This window comes from Microbacterium proteolyticum, from assembly GCF_014192415.1.
Lineage (GTDB): Bacteria > Actinomycetota > Actinomycetes > Actinomycetales > Microbacteriaceae > Microbacterium > Microbacterium proteolyticum.
On record NZ_JACHXY010000002.1, the window covers coordinates 245754 to 259395 of the forward strand.

Below are 13642 nucleotides of genomic sequence, written 5' to 3' on the forward strand. Positions count from 1 at the left end.
ACGACCCCTCCCGACAAAACGCCTTACGCGGCGCGGCCAGGCCCCGGCCCCGGATCGAATGCGCCATCCGCGAAGGCAGGCCCCGCAGGCGCGACCGGCGCGAGCAGCCGCTGACTCCTCGGAAAGCCGACAGGATTTCGCCACCGGACGACCACGCGCCAGAACGCATAGTCGCCGAGATCCTGTGTCGACGTCCCGCACTCAGGGAAGTCACACACCAGCGAATACCCCATCTGCTCCTTGACGCTCACGCCGCCTTCTCCCCTTCTGCCTCGGCATACCGGCCGCCCTCGTCGCGGACGTTCTTCGCCGCCGCCATGCGATCCTTCACGGCGAGTAGCGCCGACCGGCGGTAGAGCGGCGTCGGCCGCCCGGCGACGTAGGCGGTGCGCTCGGGCTCGATCTCGCCGTCCTTCCGCCACCGCTGCAGCGTGCGCAGCGACCCCGCCACCGCCGCCGCCTGCTCGCCGCCGAGCAGCGGGTCGCCCGCCTCCGCGATGGGCCGCGCCGTCGACTCGTCGAACACCCGGTCGGGCCGCAGCGCACGGGATGCCGTCAGCGCCTCCTCGGCGGGCTGCTCGCGACGCTCCGCGCCCCACTTGTCGAGCGCATCCTGCACCGACCACGCGACGCGCACTCCGTCGTCGTCGGCCGGGTGACGCTCGAGCAGCAGCGCGGACAGCGACGCCACGTCGTCTTCGTCGGCGAGCCACTCGTCGAGATGAGCGAGGATGCCGGCGGCGGCGGCCTCGGCGTCGTCGAACGCCTCCGCAGCATCCGACCGCGGCCACCCGCCCGACGGCGACCATCGCCACAGCCCCTTCTGTAGAGCGTCCGACGCATCGATGAGATCCGCCGACGCCGGGGCGGGCGCCTCGGGCGACGCCGACCCCGTGCGCCGTGCCCGGTCCTCGTACACGATCGCCGACGTCGGATCGATGAGCGAACGCATCCGCCCGATCAGATCCGGCACCTCGCGCAGCGCGAACCGGAACCGGCCACGACACCTCGAGCACACGAGCGTGCCGCCGACGGTCGGCTCGGACGCGCACCCGTCGCACGGGAACTCGTAGTGCTTCCCGTCGTAGACCATGCAGTCAGCGAAGTGCACGCCCTGCTGCGCACACCCCAGGATGCAACCCGTCATTGCCCCGCCTCCTCTGCCACCTTGCGCATGACCATGCGGCCACCGCGACGACGCGATACCCACACGAACGTGCACCCGAGCTCGCGAGCCCGCTCCTGCGCGACCATCACATCGATCTGCCACTCGTAGAGCTCCACCCCGAGACGTCGCGCAACGTCTCGCCACCACTGACGGCGGCGACGCTCGCGACGGATCGCGCGGCCCGCGTGTCGACGCTCCCTCGATACGCCCATCAGAACGGCATCTCCCCACCCGAGGCATCCCAGGCTCCCGAGTTGTCGACCGGCGCGTCATACGGTGCCGACGGCCGCGACGACGAGCCGGCACCACGGGATGCCGCACGCGTCACCTGCGCCGTTGCGTAGCGCAGCGACGGGCCGATCTCGTCGACCTCGAGCTCGAGCGCCGTTCGGTTGTTCCCCTCGCGATCCTGGTAGCTGCGCTGCACGAGACGCCCCGTCGCCACCACACGGGAACCCTTCGACAGCGACCCGGCGATGTGCTCGGCGTGCTCACGCCAGGCCGAGCAGCGCATGAACAGCGCTTCGCCGTCCTTCCACTCGTTCGCCTGACGGTCGAAGGTGCGCGGGGTGCTCGCAACGGTGAAGTTCACGACCGACAGGCCGTTCTGCGTCGACCGCAGTTCGGGGTCCGCGGTCAGGTTGCCGACGATCGTCAGCGTGGTCTCTCCGGTCACCAGCCCATCCCCTCATTCACGAGATCGGCCATCGACTGCGCGCTGCCGATGCTCGTCGCACTGACGCCGCCGAGCGCGATGAGGTTCGCGATGCGCGTCTGTTCGACGAGCGCCAGCGTTGCCTCGGCCTGCGCCAGAATTGCGTTGTCGCGCACCGAGAAATCGAACTCCCCCTCGGCCTCTTGCTGCTTGTTCGCCCACTCGATGCGCTGCCGCGCCGCGGCTGCGTGGTCGATTCGTTCTGCGGTCATGCCGTCCTTCTCTCGTTTCGATCTCTCAACCCGGCGGCCCACTTCGCGAGCCGTCCGCGTTCCTTCTCCTGCATCTCGGCAATGAACCGATCAGCGTCCGCCACCGCGGCTAGGTGACGTTCCCGGGCCGCCTGCTGCGTGCGGCTCGCCGCCCGGTTGAGCGCCCGATGGAACTCCTGCTGCACCCGGTCGGTCTCCGACCCCGGACGCTCCCGCATCGCGGCGGCCAGCGTCGGGCCGGCCTCCCTCAGCGCGGCGCGTCTATCTACGGGCCAGCCCCATTCGTCACCACTCTTCGCCGGGCTCATCCGACTGCGATCCCCACTCGACGAGCTGATCGGTGTACCGCTGCTGCGCGAGCCACTTGTCGTGCTGACGTCGGGCCGTGCCGCAGGGTCCGCAGTTCTCCCGGCGGCCGTTGGGATGGTCGACGCACCCGATCGGCGGGGCATCCAGCAGCAGCGGCCGGCGAGGCGGTGCGGCCCTCTCGGCCCGCTCCCGCCACGCGGCCCACTCGCCCTCCCGCTCGGCCTGCTCGGCACGCACCCGCGCCGCCGCCCGCTCCCTCGCGCCCTCTCCCCCCATAGCCGCGGAATTCCTCGGAACCCCCCGCGACGGGGGCGGCGGGATCTCCGACGTCGCCCCGCGGGTATCGGCCTTCAGCGGACGCCGCAGCGCCAACACCTCCGACCCCTCGTGCTCGTACCGGATCAGAAACCCCGACTCCTCGAGCATCAGGACGTGCAGAATCACCTGCTCCGTCGCCGCCTCCCCCGGGTAGATCGCCGCGGCGATCAATTCCGGCACCAGCGGGCACCGCCCCTCGACGTCCGTCGCCTTCGTCCACAACCCCAGCGCGGTCGGCTTCGCCTCGTGCGGCGCCCTCAGGTACCCCACGAACTCGAGATCCGCCCCGCTGATCCGGCGCTGAACGCTCCTCGTTGACACCCGTATCGCTACCTCTCGCAAAACCCTTGAAACACAGATCGACCGCCAACTGCACGTAGTGCTCAGGCACGCTGAAGCACTCGGTCCAGCCGCGGCCGTACGGCATCAGCGACCACGCGTCGAGTTCAGAGTCGAACGCGTCGGGGAACCACCGCCGCAGCTGACGCAGCGCCTCCCGCTCCCAGGTGGCGTCCGTGCCGCGCGCGAGCACGAGCACGTGACCACCGGTAGACGTCATCGCGTCGATGCGCGCCCACTGCGACGTGCGGCCCACCTTCAGCACGGCCCGCTCGGGCCAGTAGATGACGTATGTCATCGCGAACCGGGGCATCATGCCGCACGCCCCGCGAAGACTTCCCACGCCCGGGCGACGCCGCCCGACCCGGCGAATATGTCGGTGAACTCGTCCTGCGGCTCAGCCCCGAGGAAATCGAACATCCACCGACAGAACGCCGCCGGCTTCGCCCCGACGACGCGGCCAGGCTCAGTCGTGCGAGCGCCGGGTCGGTAGGTCAGAACGTCGATCCGTCGTCCGTCGACGCGCGACGCGTCGGCGGCGGCCAACCCCGACGCGTCCGCGGCCGCACCGCGCGACGCGTCTCGCTCGACGTCGGTCACGACGGGTCGCGTTTCGCCGGCACCGCGCGACACGTCGTGCGGATCCTCCGCGACGCGTTCACCTGGTCGACGCGACACCTTCTCGCCCGCCATGATGGAACGCGACGCATCCCGTCGACCACCCCAGTAGATGACCGGCTCCCACGCGTTGAGCGGGCCCGCGCTACGGGTCGGTCGTTCGCCGCGCACCCACGCGGCGACGCGCGCACCGGGAGGGCACAGCGCGAGCACTTCCTGCAACGCGCGTGCCGACGTCGACAGCGCCCACCCGTCGAATCCGTCGAGCTGCTCGACGAGACGCCTGTGATCGACCTCCCCGGCGAAGTCAGGGTGACCGCCGTAGTACCGGCGCGACAGCCCGGGGTAAGGCGGGTCAGCGTAGGCGAGGCGCAAGACGTCGTCACCGCGGGCCCCCGCGACGCCTACGCCCGAATTGAACCGGTGGCGCGCCTGACGACAACGCACCGAGCAGCACACCGAGTCGCGACGGGCGGTCGCCGGGATCGGGCCGCGGCACCATGCGCACGCACGATCGCTCATCGACGACCCCCTCGGCCGCGCGCCCCGGGGGCGGGCGCCGGCACCGGGGGTAGCCCGAGGCGCACCCGCTGCGTCTTGTGCGAGTCGGTCACCTTCGAGCACAGCCCGGCCGCATCCAGACGCACCGCCGGCTGACCGCACAGCTTGCACTTCGGGTAGTCGCCCTGCATCCGGTCGATGCGGGCCGACGTCGCCGCCCACTCCCGGCGCAGGTGCTCACGGCGACGCCCATCGATGTTCGACCCGGCGTCATCCCACCCGCCGCGAGGCAGCGCCGCGACCTCGGCCGTGCAGCATCCGAGCTTGCACCCATTCGTCACGACGCCCACCGCTCCTCCTCCTGCACGGCGACCCACTGCCGCTCGAACTCCGCATACGTCACCCGCGGGAACTCCTCCCAGTGCTCGACGAGCTCGGGCGACGCGTACGCGTACGCCCGCACCGCCGGCCCCATGAACAGCGACACCGCGTCGATCCCCCGTCGCCGGCCTCGATCGTTCAGCAGGGCGCCGTTCGTCGCGATCTCCGCCCGGGTGTACGCCGAATGCAGCACCCCGTCGAACGCCTCCCGACACTCGCGCCATACGGCGAACGCCTCCGATATGACGCTCACGCACGCGGCCCCTCTCGAGCGCGCGGTGCGTCAGCATCCAGTCCCGGCTCACGCCGCCATCTCCTCTTCGTCGGGCTCGTCGGCAGGCGCGTAGCCGCCGTCGTTATTGAGTCGCACCCATCCGTGCAGGGCGTGCAGCATGGGCACGTCGACCGGGCGGCGGATGCCGATCCGGGCGACGCGGAACCCGAGGCGCGCGGGCACCTCGTTACGTGTGATCTCGCCGTGGCATCCGGCGACGCCGTCGCCGCAAGTCAGGACACCGTTCGCGGCGAGGGCGAGATAGGCGCGAGGCTGCACCCGACCCTTGCTGGCACGCTTCACGCCGCCCGCGCCGCGGTCCTCTCGGTGATGCAGCGACCAGCCGCCGGGGACGGGGCCGCGCCGCTCCCACACCAGGAACGCGCCGCACTTCGCGCACCGACCGCCGTCACGCTCCCAGATCAGCGCTACCGTCGTCGGCTTGAACTCCCCCGGGCCGGTCACGACGACCGCCCGGCGATCGACGCGGCGACCAGGATCAGGCTCACGACCAGCGACGTCGAGAACGTCGCCACCGGTCGACGATGGCCACGCGTGATCGCGATCGTCAGCATGCCGACCGACACGACTGCGAGCATCAGCGCCATGACACCCACGAACGCGAAGATCACAGTGCACCCCCCTGCATGAACGGGAGCGACCGCGCGAACACGTTCAGCCCCGCGGCCGAGCCGGGAGTGCGCCAGATCAGCAACACGCACCCGAATGGCGGGCGGTCCCCCTTCGGCCCGATCACGGCGTCGGGGCGACTGAAGCGCATGCGACCCGGGAGGAACTCGGTTCGGAGAGGTGATCTCGGGAGATCCCGGGCAGGCTCGACGAGCTCCTGCCACCAGCGCTGCTCGGGTCGGTTCGCCGGCAGCAACATGACGATGCCCCGAGAGCCCTCCCACTCGCGCCATGCCTTCAACACCCACGCGTGCAGGTCTGAATAGGGCGGGTTGCACCACACCCGCTCCCCCGCCCACGACTGCGCGAGGCCGTCGTCGGCGCGGGTGAAGTAGCGGGGCGCCTTCGCGTTATGCGCGGCGGCGGCGACATCGAGCGTGAACGGGGCGCCGAACCGCGCCTCGAGGCCGGCGACGAACGCCGGGTCGGTCCCGCGGTCGTCGACCTCGTCGAGCGCGCCGCGGACGCCGGTCTGCTGCGGGTGATTCTGCGCCTTGAATCCGGTGAGGGTCATCGGACACCCCCGCGGGTCTCGGGTGCGGCCAGGCGGGGCACGTGCGCGGCGGGCGGGCGGGGCACCGGGCCGGGCATCGCGGCCACCTCGGGCGCATCCGACACCCCCCACGGCAGCGCGCGTACGAGCGCCTCGAGCTCTGCGGCCTCGGCATCCGACAGGCGCGGGGCGGGCTCGCCGTCGGCGGGCTCGACTGGCGCGGGCGCGGCGGCGCGGGCGCGCGGCTTGCCCGGTTCGGGGCGGTCGCCGATGACGTCGGCGAAGGCACGGGCGAGCGCGGCGCGCAGCACGTACGACTCGAACCGCTCGGTCGGGTTGGCCTCCCACACGTCGCGCCACAGGCGGCCGTCGTCGGTCGTCACCGTCTCACCGGGCAGTGCCTCCACCCATCGGCGGTAGACGACCGTCTCGACGCCGTCGCGGCGCACCGTGGCGCGGGCGGCGGCGGGCGGCTCGGCGTGCAGCCACAGCGGCACCCACACGTCGCCGTCGGCGGTGAACTCCACCGGGTCGATCTCGAGGCGCGACCTCGTCGACAGCGCGAGGCGCGTGTACTCGGCGAGGGTCTGCGCGACGTCGTCGACCGGGGCCGGCGGCGCGGGCCGCTCGGCACCGCGCAGGCGGGACGCCCGCGTCTCGATCGGGATCTGAATGTCGTTGATGGTCGTCATGTCGTCAGCCCTCCCAGGCCCTCGTTGTGGTCGTAGACCGCCCAGTTCGGCGGGATTGCCATCTGCAGTTCCTGCGGGTATCCGGGCCACTCGCCCGACTCGATGCCGGCGGCGAACCGGCGGCGCGCCTCGGCCGCCCCGGCGTAGCCCATCTCGAGGTACTCGCGGCCGAGAACGAACGTCGCCGTCAGATAGGGCGGCTCCTTCTCGACGACCACGAACACGAACTGGTCGACCTCGCCGCCCGCCGCGGCGAGGGTGTCGAGGTAGTGGCCGACCTGGACGTGATAGCCGAGCTCGGCGACCGTCTTCGAGAACTTCACGGGCGTTGCCAGCCCGTGCTTCGTCTTCAGGTCGACGGCGAAACGGCGGCCCGACCCCGTGCCGAGGTAGTCGAACCGGCACCGCTGCTCGACGCCCGTCTCGGCGTCGTGGGAGAACACCGACAGTTCGGCGTCCCCCTCCTGCTCGAACATGACGCGCGCCATCGCGTGCGCCAGAACCGATTCCGCCATCGCGTCCACCTCGGCGATCTCGGGTGCTTTGAGCGGGATCGCGTTCGAGTCGCGAGCGGCGGCCACCCAGTCTTTTGCGGCGACGCTCGAGATGGCCCGGTTCGGCCCTGACAGCAGATCGTCCGGGATCTCGACGACGTCCCACCCGGTGCCGAGCACCTTCGCGTGCACCGCCGAGCCGACGTCGTACGCCTTTTTGTGCGGCGGCTTGTTCTGCATCCAGTGCGCGAACCGGGCGGGCGCCTGCAGCAGCTGCCGGGCACCGGTCGACGAGAGCGCCGAGTGCGCGTGATAGATCACCTCGTCGAGATCGGGCACGAACCCTTCGAGCGCGGTCACGCGTGACCCCCTCGGCCCGAACGGTCGCGCCACCAGCAGACCGCCAGCACCGCGAACAGCACGCCCGCGATCGGCAGGCCCAGCTGTGGCGGGAAGTAGTCGGGATTCACGGCGCGCCCACCTTCGCGACCGGCGCCCACGTGAGGCCGCAGATACACGTGTGATCGCCGCCGTGGTCAACCTCGGTGCGGCACATGTGCGTCAGCGTCGAAAGCGGCGCGTGCTCGCGCTGATCGGTCGCCGTCGCCTTGCACCGGTACGCGGGGAACGGCACCGGCTCGGTCTTCCCTCGGCCGTAGAACCGGCCGGTTGTCGGATTGGTCATATCGACTCCCTGAGTCGTTTCGGGCAGCACGGAACATCGGCCGTGTCGCCGAGAGGGGTGAGGTGAGTGGTTTAGCGGGCGAGCGCCCAGATTTCGGCGCGGCGGGTGCCGGTCGGCCCAGGCTTGAAAGCCGGGGTGCGGGTCAGCCACCGCTTGCGTTCGAGCTCGGGGCAACAGGACCGCAGTCGCTGATCCGAGTAGGTCGAGCCGAGGCGTCGACCCCACGCGATGACTTCGTGCTCGGCGAGGGCCGTCACGCCCTCGTCGCTGGCGATCTCGAAGATGGCGAGCACTTCCATCTGCGATCGGGCGAGATCCGTGTCGGCGACCGCCTCGGCCGAGGTGACCGGGTCGGCATCCCGAGTGCGCAGCGTGACGCCCATCAGGCGATCACCCGCGTGAAACCGTTCGTGCGACCGGATGCCACCACGGCGACGACCTCGGCGAGCTTGCGGGCCGCGTAGCTCGACGCGTGCGCGTACTCGCGATCGAACCCGTCACCCCCGAGGAGGCTGTGCACGGTGGCGAGCGCCATACGGTCGCGTTCCATGCGCAGCACTTCGACGTCGAGCGCGGTCACGGATGCATCGACGATGCGGCGGGAGCGGGCGATCACGCCGCGGTGCGTCGGCGGCACAGCTGCGGGACGGTGGCCGATCGGAGTCCCGGTCTCGGCGACGCTCACTCGGTCACCCCCGTGGGAAATCCGACGTAGGCGAGGCGGGAGAGCAGAGCCCGGGAGAGCGCGAGCGTTTCGGTCGGGGTGAGGTAGCGGACGCCGTCACGCATTTGCAGGACGACGACGCGCTGCCCTTCGAGCGTGGTCGTGTCGATCGTGAACGTCTCGCCGTCGAACGGGGCGTCGACCACGAGAGCGACGGGACGCTCGTCGGTGAGGATGTTTTCGGTGGGGTGCGGCATGAGGTGGCCTTCGGGGTGAGGTGGGGCGCGGGTCAGGCGCTGCGGCGCAGCGGCGTGACGTTGGTGACGGCCTGGTGTGCGCACTTCGCGCCGGCCATGTAGGCCGACAGGCAGCCCTCGGAGATGAGCCAGCGACCGCCGTCGACCCGCTGCGTGCCGTGCAGGGTCTTGTCGACGAGATCGCGGCGGATGGTCACGACGTGACGGCGCGCGATCTTTGCGGCCTCGGCGGGCGTGTACTGCTGCTCGAGCACGTCACGCCGCCTTCGCTTCGACGAACTCGGCGGGCACGTACTCGGACGGTGATACGCCCACGGCGCGAGCCACGCGCAGAAGTTCGCCCAGTGTGAACTCCACGTGACCGTCGATCTTGCGGCCAAACGTCGAGTTGGGAATGCCAGCCGCCGATGCCACAGACGCCTTCGAGCGGCCCGCGCGCAGAATGCTGGCTGCGACCTTGTCGGCCGTCAGCTTCGCCAGTGAGTGATCCATACGGGTAGATTACGTACCCAAACGGATCATGTCAACGAAGCAGCTACCCCTATTCGGGTTGATTTATGATCCAAAATGGCGATAGTGTTACCCGCATGGATCAGTACGTGGCCGCCGCATCCGCCGAACTGCGCGCCGCGCAAGGGCGAGCGAAGCTCTCGAACGTCGCCCTAGCCGCGAAGTCAGGAATCCCGCTGCCCACCTTGCGCCGCTACCTGAACGGGGAGCGCGACACGCCCGTGTCTGCGCTATTCCGTATCGCGAACGCCCTCGGCGTCGACGCCGGTCGATTGCTGAACGACGCGGCCGATCGCGTCGAGGATGCGTGACGGAGTCGTGCCCAACTCAGATGCCAACGCCAGAACTTCCCCCGCCGTGAAACGCATTCCCATTCCCCCACTCGAATATTTGTTCGATCGTAACTCAGGGGTCAGACACTGATGGCCTGGACCGAGAAGCTCCCTTCTGGCCGTTACCGCGGCGCTTACCGCCTCCCGAGCGGCGAGACCCGCTACACGCGCGGCGGCACCTTCACGTCGAAACGCGCAGCGAAGGACGCCGCTACCGCGCTCGAGGTGAAGGTGAAGCGTCCGGGATGGCGAGACCCGCGCGCATCCGAGATCACGTGGGGCGACTGGCTCGAGCTATGGACGCCCGCCCGCCAGATCGAGCCAAGCACGAGCGACAATGAGGCCGGGATGATCGAGCAGCACCTGCTGCCCCGATGGCGCGACGCGCCCCTCTCGACCATCACCCGCCACGACGTGCAGGCGTGGGCCACCGGACTGATCAAAGAAAACGTGGGCACCGAGGCCGAGCCGCGCTACCGCAAGTCATCGTCGGTGCGCCGGTATCTAAACGTGTTCGTTTCGAGCATGACGGCCGCGATCGACGCCGAGCTCATCGACACCAATCCCGCTACCCGCATCAAGCTGCCGCCGGATGCCGAGGGGCATCAGGTGTTCCTGACCCGCGAACAGTACGCCGCCCTATCGGCGGCCGTGCCGAACGCGCACGATCGCGCCCTGCTCGATTTTCTCGTGGGCACCGGCCTTCGGTGGGGCGAGGCCGCGGGGCTGCACCTGCACCGACTAGACCTCGAGCGCGGTATCGTCACCGTCGCCGACGTCACCGACGGCCGCGAGATCAAGCCCTACCCCAAGGGCCGCCGCCAGCGGCACGTACCCCTGCTGCAATGGGCCGTCGATTATCTCGAGGTGCCGCTGCCGCGCGACTGCGGCGTGCCGCACCGATCGGGGCGCTGCCCGTCCGGGCTCGTCTTCCCCGCGGCGCGCGGCGGTCTCCGCGATGACCGCAATTTCTATCGCCGCGTGATGCTCCCGGCGCTGAAGGCCGCCGGGCTCGAGCACACGGGGGCGACGCTGCACGATCTGCGCCACACCTACGCATCGTGGCTCGCACAAGACGGCGTCCCTCTCGGCCGGATCGCTGAGCTCCTCGGGCACCGATCGATCACGACGACGGAGATATACGCCCACTTCGCGACCGCGCGCGCCGACGACATCGCCTACGCGATGCGCGACCCGCGTGGGGCAAACGTGGGGCAGATTGTCGCTGCGCCGGGCATCACTCCGCTGCGTCGCGCTACGCGAGAATGACCCTCTGATCTGGCATATGTCCGCTCACACTGCGTGACGCTTCACGAGGCTACGCGGTCTCAGGGTCATTCACACGGAAGAGGTCATCGGTTCGAGTCCGGTATCGCCCACACCACAGAGGCCCGGAATCACGCGGAAAGCGGAGATTCCGGGCTTCTTTCATTCATGGCTTCCAGGTTTGGCGTGTGCGTTGTGTGTGACACGTCGGGCGGCGACGCATCTCGGCACCCCCGCGCGATGGCAAGTTGAGTCAGGTCTTCGATGGACGGTCCACCCCGGCGCCAAGCGCGTGCAGCGGCTTCCTGCGCGGTCATTCCGTCCAGCATCACGCCTATCTGATGGACCATGCGGCGGACCTCAGCGAACGCCCGCTCACGGGCAACGCTCTCGCCGTCCCCGATCATGCCCGCTCAGATATGAACGTCATCACGCGGCGGAGCTCACGGGGCGTCAGGGGCCTTCCGTCCTCGTGTATCCACGAGGTCGGAGCGCTACGAACGATACGGCCGCCTTGGTGGCCCGGAATGTCTACGCGCCCCTTCACCACTCGCCCCACCCCTGGCACATCCACCCGTTCATCAGACATGTGCGAAGCCTACTCAGGCTTTCGGGAGAACAGCCGGGCGGAGGCTCCGTCCGTGGTGGACCGGTTCTCGGCGTTGAGTCGTCGTGCGGCTTCGACCGGTGGCCACGATCGCGGCGCCGGCCGATGCGATGACGACGGGTGCCCGGACTGTCTGAATGGGCGCACGAGGGACGCGCGCGCCGTCCCGCGCCCGCGCGCGGGTCGACTGGCTTCGCAGCCGCGTTCGTCCTGCCTCGCAGCGCGGAATGTGCGGGTAAACCTCAGCGCCTGCCTATCTCGAACTCCGCTTCATCGAGAGATGAGGTTGAAGGCGGTTCGGAACCGTTCAAGGATCTTGAAGATGTTGAGCGCGAGGTGCGTCGCGAGCCAAACAACAGGAGGCGTCCACAGCCATGCGAGTCCGACCAGAAACGAGGGTGCCGGCTGCACTGAGGGCGTGACAGCCCCAGCAGCGACCGCCAGCAACACCACTAGCACGACCGCAACGAACACCGTGTAGGTGATTGTTGCGCGCAGGTCTGAGATTGTCTCCATCAGGCCGTGAGCGTTGCTGAAAGACTTGCCGTCCTTGCGCGCGGTGACCGCGAAATTGAACACCAGGAATAGAAGGCCGAAGAGCAGCGCAGTGAAGACGGAGAGAGCGGTGAGGTATGGAGTGAATGTCGGGATCTCGACGCGGAGGGCGAAGAAGGGGATGGCCGCCAGCGTCGGAAGACCGTAGAGGCGGATGCCGACCTTGCGGCGCGCCCGTTTCGCCGCGGCACCAGAAAGAGATGTCCATGAGTCGCGATAGTCGCGGAAGACAGTTCGGACTTGGCTTGGGATCAACGGCATTGCGGTCACCCTCACCCTCCATATCTAGGGGTCTTGCTTCATTTTTCCAGAGGCCACTGAGCGGGGAGCGCAGCTCCGATCCCTCGCAGGAACTGAGCCGACGTCGCGTCCCAAGCTTGCCGTAAGGGCGTGTCTAGCAATCGGTCAGAAAACTCGTAGACCAACTGGGGGACTCGGTCGCCGGCTACCACGAAGGTCTTCTCTGGCCGGTCCTGCCCGAACGATACCTCTACCCTCCGACTCTCGTACTCCGCGCGGTCTATCGGCAACACGGATTGCAGGTCCGCCTCAAGCTCCGCGCTCGACGGGCCCTGTCGGAGAGCGTCTATCTCGGCGACTAGCGCGCGCCACTCCTCCTCATCAGCAACGGTGAACGCGTCGCGGGGGGCCGCTTTCAGCTCGCGGATCACGGTGCCGTCGCGACGGTGGGTCTCACCCATCACCTTCCGTCGCGCTTCGAGCGGCGCGATCTTGATTAGTTGTCGCAACTCTTCCTGCTTCCGCTCCAGCAGTTCGAAGATTCGATCTTTCAGATCTCCGTCTCGAGCAGTGAGACCGGCCCCCTCGGCAGAGACGCGCACGGTCAGATCTTCGACGGTCGACGGGTCGTGTGCGGAGTCCAACGGTGAGAGTACCTCGGTCACTCGCATGACCTGCTTGCCTGCCAGCTCGGCCCGCCAATCATCAGTCAGTGCGAACCCCTCCACTCTCACGCCCATGAAGGTGCGGGCGGAGATTTGACGCGCCACCAGCCGGTACAGCAGATCTTTCAGGTGGCGGCCGCCAATCCGTTCGACGAACATGAACCCGTAGTAGCTGTCTCGGGGTACGTAGAATGCGGCGCGAAACTCGCTCAGCAATGCCTTGGTCGTTCCCGCTTCGACCGACTCGAGGCTCTCGACGTCCAGCATCTCCCCCGGGTTACCGACGGGGCCGCGCCGCATCTTGAGATGAATGCTTCGACCTCGACGGATGAATGACTTGAGCCGGTAGCCCTCTGCCAGGCCGTCATTCCGGTAGAACGTGTCGCCCAGGTCTTTCAGTTCGCGTTCGACCTCGAGAAGTAAATCCAGACCGTCGGGTCCAAACTCACCTAACCGCTGCAAGTAACGCGGCCGGTTCGGCGGAGCGATCCGAATCAAGTACGCCAGATACCCGTACGCAACCACGCATAGCCCCCAAAGCCGTTCCAGTCCCGAAACCATAACCGTAGCCGAGACATGCCCAGGCCCGGCCCTCGACCGGCTGAGGGGCCTACCACGACGAAACGCCCGGCCGGCCGCTCAAGATGCGCCGGCGTC

General features: G+C 68.9%; 24 protein-coding genes. 2 read left to right on the forward strand and 22 right to left on the reverse strand.

All coding sequences use genetic code 11. The features are described from left to right. Positions 1-23: 23 nt before the first annotated feature. The 20 genes from FHS07_RS09450 to FHS07_RS09550 all read right to left on the reverse strand — a co-directional run bounded on the left by FHS07_RS09450 (position 24) and on the right by FHS07_RS09550 (position 9302). Positions 24-251 (reverse strand): hypothetical protein, encoded by a 228-nt coding sequence (locus tag FHS07_RS09450; protein WP_183419670.1) that lies wholly within the window; start codon positions 249-251, stop codon positions 24-26. Continuing rightward, a complete protein-coding gene (locus FHS07_RS09455) occupies positions 248-1147 on the reverse strand; it encodes a hypothetical protein (protein ID WP_183419671.1) in 900 nt (299 codons plus the stop codon). The genes FHS07_RS09450 and FHS07_RS09455 overlap by 4 nt, the downstream gene beginning before the upstream one ends. After that, the gene (locus FHS07_RS09460) at positions 1144-1380 is read right to left on the reverse strand and encodes a hypothetical protein (RefSeq protein WP_183419672.1); all 237 of its coding nucleotides are present in this window, start codon (positions 1378-1380) and stop codon (positions 1144-1146) included. Before FHS07_RS09460 ends, FHS07_RS09455 begins: the two co-directional genes overlap by 4 nt. Then, positions 1380-1844: a single-stranded DNA-binding protein gene (locus FHS07_RS09465; RefSeq protein WP_183419673.1), complete on the reverse strand. Its 465-nt coding sequence runs from the start codon at positions 1842-1844 to the stop codon at positions 1380-1382. The genes FHS07_RS09460 and FHS07_RS09465 overlap by 1 nt, the downstream gene beginning before the upstream one ends. Continuing rightward, entirely contained in the window at positions 1841-2095 is a 255-nt protein-coding gene (locus tag FHS07_RS09470; protein WP_183419674.1) for a hypothetical protein, read from the reverse strand. Before FHS07_RS09470 ends, FHS07_RS09465 begins: the two co-directional genes overlap by 4 nt. 285 nt (positions 2096-2380) lie before the next feature. Then, the gene (locus tag FHS07_RS09480; protein WP_221189371.1) at positions 2381-2992 is read right to left on the reverse strand and encodes a hypothetical protein; all 612 of its coding nucleotides are present in this window, start codon (positions 2990-2992) and stop codon (positions 2381-2383) included. Between the two features lie 381 nt (positions 2993-3373). Further along, complete coding sequence (locus FHS07_RS09485) at positions 3374-4201, reverse strand: hypothetical protein (RefSeq protein ID WP_183419675.1); 828 nt, start codon at positions 4199-4201, stop codon at positions 3374-3376. Continuing rightward, positions 4198-4530: a hypothetical protein gene (locus FHS07_RS09490; RefSeq protein WP_183419676.1), complete on the reverse strand. Its 333-nt coding sequence runs from the start codon at positions 4528-4530 to the stop codon at positions 4198-4200. Before FHS07_RS09490 ends, FHS07_RS09485 begins: the two co-directional genes overlap by 4 nt. Continuing rightward, positions 4518-4814, reverse strand: coding sequence for a hypothetical protein (locus tag FHS07_RS09495; protein WP_183419677.1), 297 nt, complete (start codon positions 4812-4814; stop codon positions 4518-4520). The genes FHS07_RS09490 and FHS07_RS09495 overlap by 13 nt, the downstream gene beginning before the upstream one ends. Positions 4815-4862: 48 nt before the next feature. Continuing rightward, positions 4863-5300, reverse strand: coding sequence for a hypothetical protein (locus tag FHS07_RS09500; protein WP_183419678.1), 438 nt, complete (start codon positions 5298-5300; stop codon positions 4863-4865). Further along, positions 5297-5467, reverse strand: coding sequence for a hypothetical protein (locus FHS07_RS09505; protein WP_183419679.1), 171 nt, complete (start codon positions 5465-5467; stop codon positions 5297-5299). The genes FHS07_RS09500 and FHS07_RS09505 overlap by 4 nt, the downstream gene beginning before the upstream one ends. Continuing rightward, entirely contained in the window at positions 5464-6039 is a 576-nt protein-coding gene (locus tag FHS07_RS09510; protein ID WP_183419680.1) for a DNA N-6-adenine-methyltransferase, read from the reverse strand. Before FHS07_RS09510 ends, FHS07_RS09505 begins: the two co-directional genes overlap by 4 nt. After that, the gene (locus tag FHS07_RS09515) at positions 6036-6710 is read right to left on the reverse strand and encodes a hypothetical protein (protein WP_183419681.1); all 675 of its coding nucleotides are present in this window, start codon (positions 6708-6710) and stop codon (positions 6036-6038) included. The genes FHS07_RS09510 and FHS07_RS09515 overlap by 4 nt, the downstream gene beginning before the upstream one ends. Beyond that, the gene (locus FHS07_RS09520; protein WP_183419682.1) at positions 6707-7564 is read right to left on the reverse strand and encodes a PD-(D/E)XK nuclease-like domain-containing protein; all 858 of its coding nucleotides are present in this window, start codon (positions 7562-7564) and stop codon (positions 6707-6709) included. Before FHS07_RS09520 ends, FHS07_RS09515 begins: the two co-directional genes overlap by 4 nt. A gap of 106 nt (positions 7565-7670) precedes the next feature. Continuing rightward, positions 7671-7889 (reverse strand): hypothetical protein, encoded by a 219-nt coding sequence (locus FHS07_RS09525; protein WP_183419683.1) that lies wholly within the window; start codon positions 7887-7889, stop codon positions 7671-7673. A gap of 71 nt (positions 7890-7960) precedes the next feature. Further along, positions 7961-8272: a hypothetical protein gene (locus FHS07_RS09530; protein ID WP_183419684.1), complete on the reverse strand. Its 312-nt coding sequence runs from the start codon at positions 8270-8272 to the stop codon at positions 7961-7963. Continuing rightward, positions 8272-8574: a hypothetical protein gene (locus tag FHS07_RS09535; protein ID WP_183419685.1), complete on the reverse strand. Its 303-nt coding sequence runs from the start codon at positions 8572-8574 to the stop codon at positions 8272-8274. Before FHS07_RS09535 ends, FHS07_RS09530 begins: the two co-directional genes overlap by 1 nt. Further along, positions 8571-8810, reverse strand: coding sequence for a hypothetical protein (locus tag FHS07_RS09540; RefSeq protein ID WP_183419686.1), 240 nt, complete (start codon positions 8808-8810; stop codon positions 8571-8573). Before FHS07_RS09540 ends, FHS07_RS09535 begins: the two co-directional genes overlap by 4 nt. 32 nt (positions 8811-8842) lie before the next feature. Continuing rightward, entirely contained in the window at positions 8843-9064 is a 222-nt protein-coding gene (locus FHS07_RS09545; RefSeq protein WP_183419687.1) for a MerR family transcriptional regulator, read from the reverse strand. Position 9065: 1 nt separating this feature from the next. Next, positions 9066-9302, reverse strand: a complete 237-nt coding sequence (locus tag FHS07_RS09550) for a hypothetical protein (RefSeq protein ID WP_183419688.1) — start codon at positions 9300-9302, stop codon at positions 9066-9068. A 95-nt stretch (positions 9303-9397) separates the two neighbouring features. On the opposite strand from FHS07_RS09550, the gene FHS07_RS09555 reads away from it, so the two are divergent. Together FHS07_RS09555 and FHS07_RS09560 are read left to right on the forward strand one after the other, a co-directional pair. After that, positions 9398-9631: a helix-turn-helix domain-containing protein gene (locus FHS07_RS09555; RefSeq protein WP_183419689.1), complete on the forward strand. Its 234-nt coding sequence runs from the start codon at positions 9398-9400 to the stop codon at positions 9629-9631. A gap of 111 nt (positions 9632-9742) precedes the next feature. After that, positions 9743-10921, forward strand: a complete 1179-nt coding sequence (locus FHS07_RS09560) for a tyrosine-type recombinase/integrase (RefSeq protein ID WP_183419690.1) — start codon at positions 9743-9745, stop codon at positions 10919-10921. 874 nt (positions 10922-11795) lie between these two features. Here the strand turns inward: FHS07_RS09560 and FHS07_RS09565 are convergent. Together FHS07_RS09565 and FHS07_RS09570 are read right to left on the reverse strand one after the other, a co-directional pair. Then, positions 11796-12350, reverse strand: coding sequence for a hypothetical protein (locus tag FHS07_RS09565; RefSeq protein ID WP_183419691.1), 555 nt, complete (start codon positions 12348-12350; stop codon positions 11796-11798). Between the two features lie 29 nt (positions 12351-12379). Then, entirely contained in the window at positions 12380-13546 is a 1167-nt protein-coding gene (locus FHS07_RS09570) for a hypothetical protein (protein ID WP_183419692.1), read from the reverse strand. Positions 13547-13642 lie beyond the last annotated feature (96 nt).

Coding starts and splice junctions, on each gene's coding strand:
- FHS07_RS09455 (WP_183419671.1), bottom strand. CDS start 1,147: ATGACGGGTTGCATCCTGGGGTGTGCGCAGCAGGGCGTGCACTTCGCT.
- FHS07_RS09460 (WP_183419672.1), bottom strand. CDS start 1,380: ATGGGCGTATCGAGGGAGCGTCGACACGCGGGCCGCGCGATCCGTCGC.
- FHS07_RS09470 (WP_183419674.1), bottom strand. CDS start 2,095: ATGACCGCAGAACGAATCGACCACGCAGCCGCGGCGCGGCAGCGCATC.
- FHS07_RS09485 (WP_183419675.1), bottom strand. CDS start 4,201: ATGAGCGATCGTGCGTGCGCATGGTGCCGCGGCCCGATCCCGGCGACC.
- FHS07_RS09510 (WP_183419680.1), bottom strand. CDS start 6,039: ATGACCCTCACCGGATTCAAGGCGCAGAATCACCCGCAGCAGACCGGC.
- FHS07_RS09515 (WP_183419681.1), bottom strand. CDS start 6,710: ATGACGACCATCAACGACATTCAGATCCCGATCGAGACGCGGGCGTCC.
- FHS07_RS09525 (WP_183419683.1), bottom strand. CDS start 7,889: ATGACCAATCCGACAACCGGCCGGTTCTACGGCCGAGGGAAGACCGAG.
- FHS07_RS09530 (WP_183419684.1), bottom strand. CDS start 8,272: ATGGGCGTCACGCTGCGCACTCGGGATGCCGACCCGGTCACCTCGGCC.
- FHS07_RS09540 (WP_183419686.1), bottom strand. CDS start 8,810: ATGCCGCACCCCACCGAAAACATCCTCACCGACGAGCGTCCCGTCGCT.
- FHS07_RS09550 (WP_183419688.1), bottom strand. CDS start 9,302: ATGGATCACTCACTGGCGAAGCTGACGGCCGACAAGGTCGCAGCCAGC.
- FHS07_RS09555 (WP_183419689.1), top strand. CDS start 9,398: ATGGATCAGTACGTGGCCGCCGCATCCGCCGAACTGCGCGCCGCGCAA.
- FHS07_RS09560 (WP_183419690.1), top strand. CDS start 9,743: ATGGCCTGGACCGAGAAGCTCCCTTCTGGCCGTTACCGCGGCGCTTAC.
- FHS07_RS09570 (WP_183419692.1), bottom strand. CDS start 13,546: ATGGTTTCGGGACTGGAACGGCTTTGGGGGCTATGCGTGGTTGCGTAC.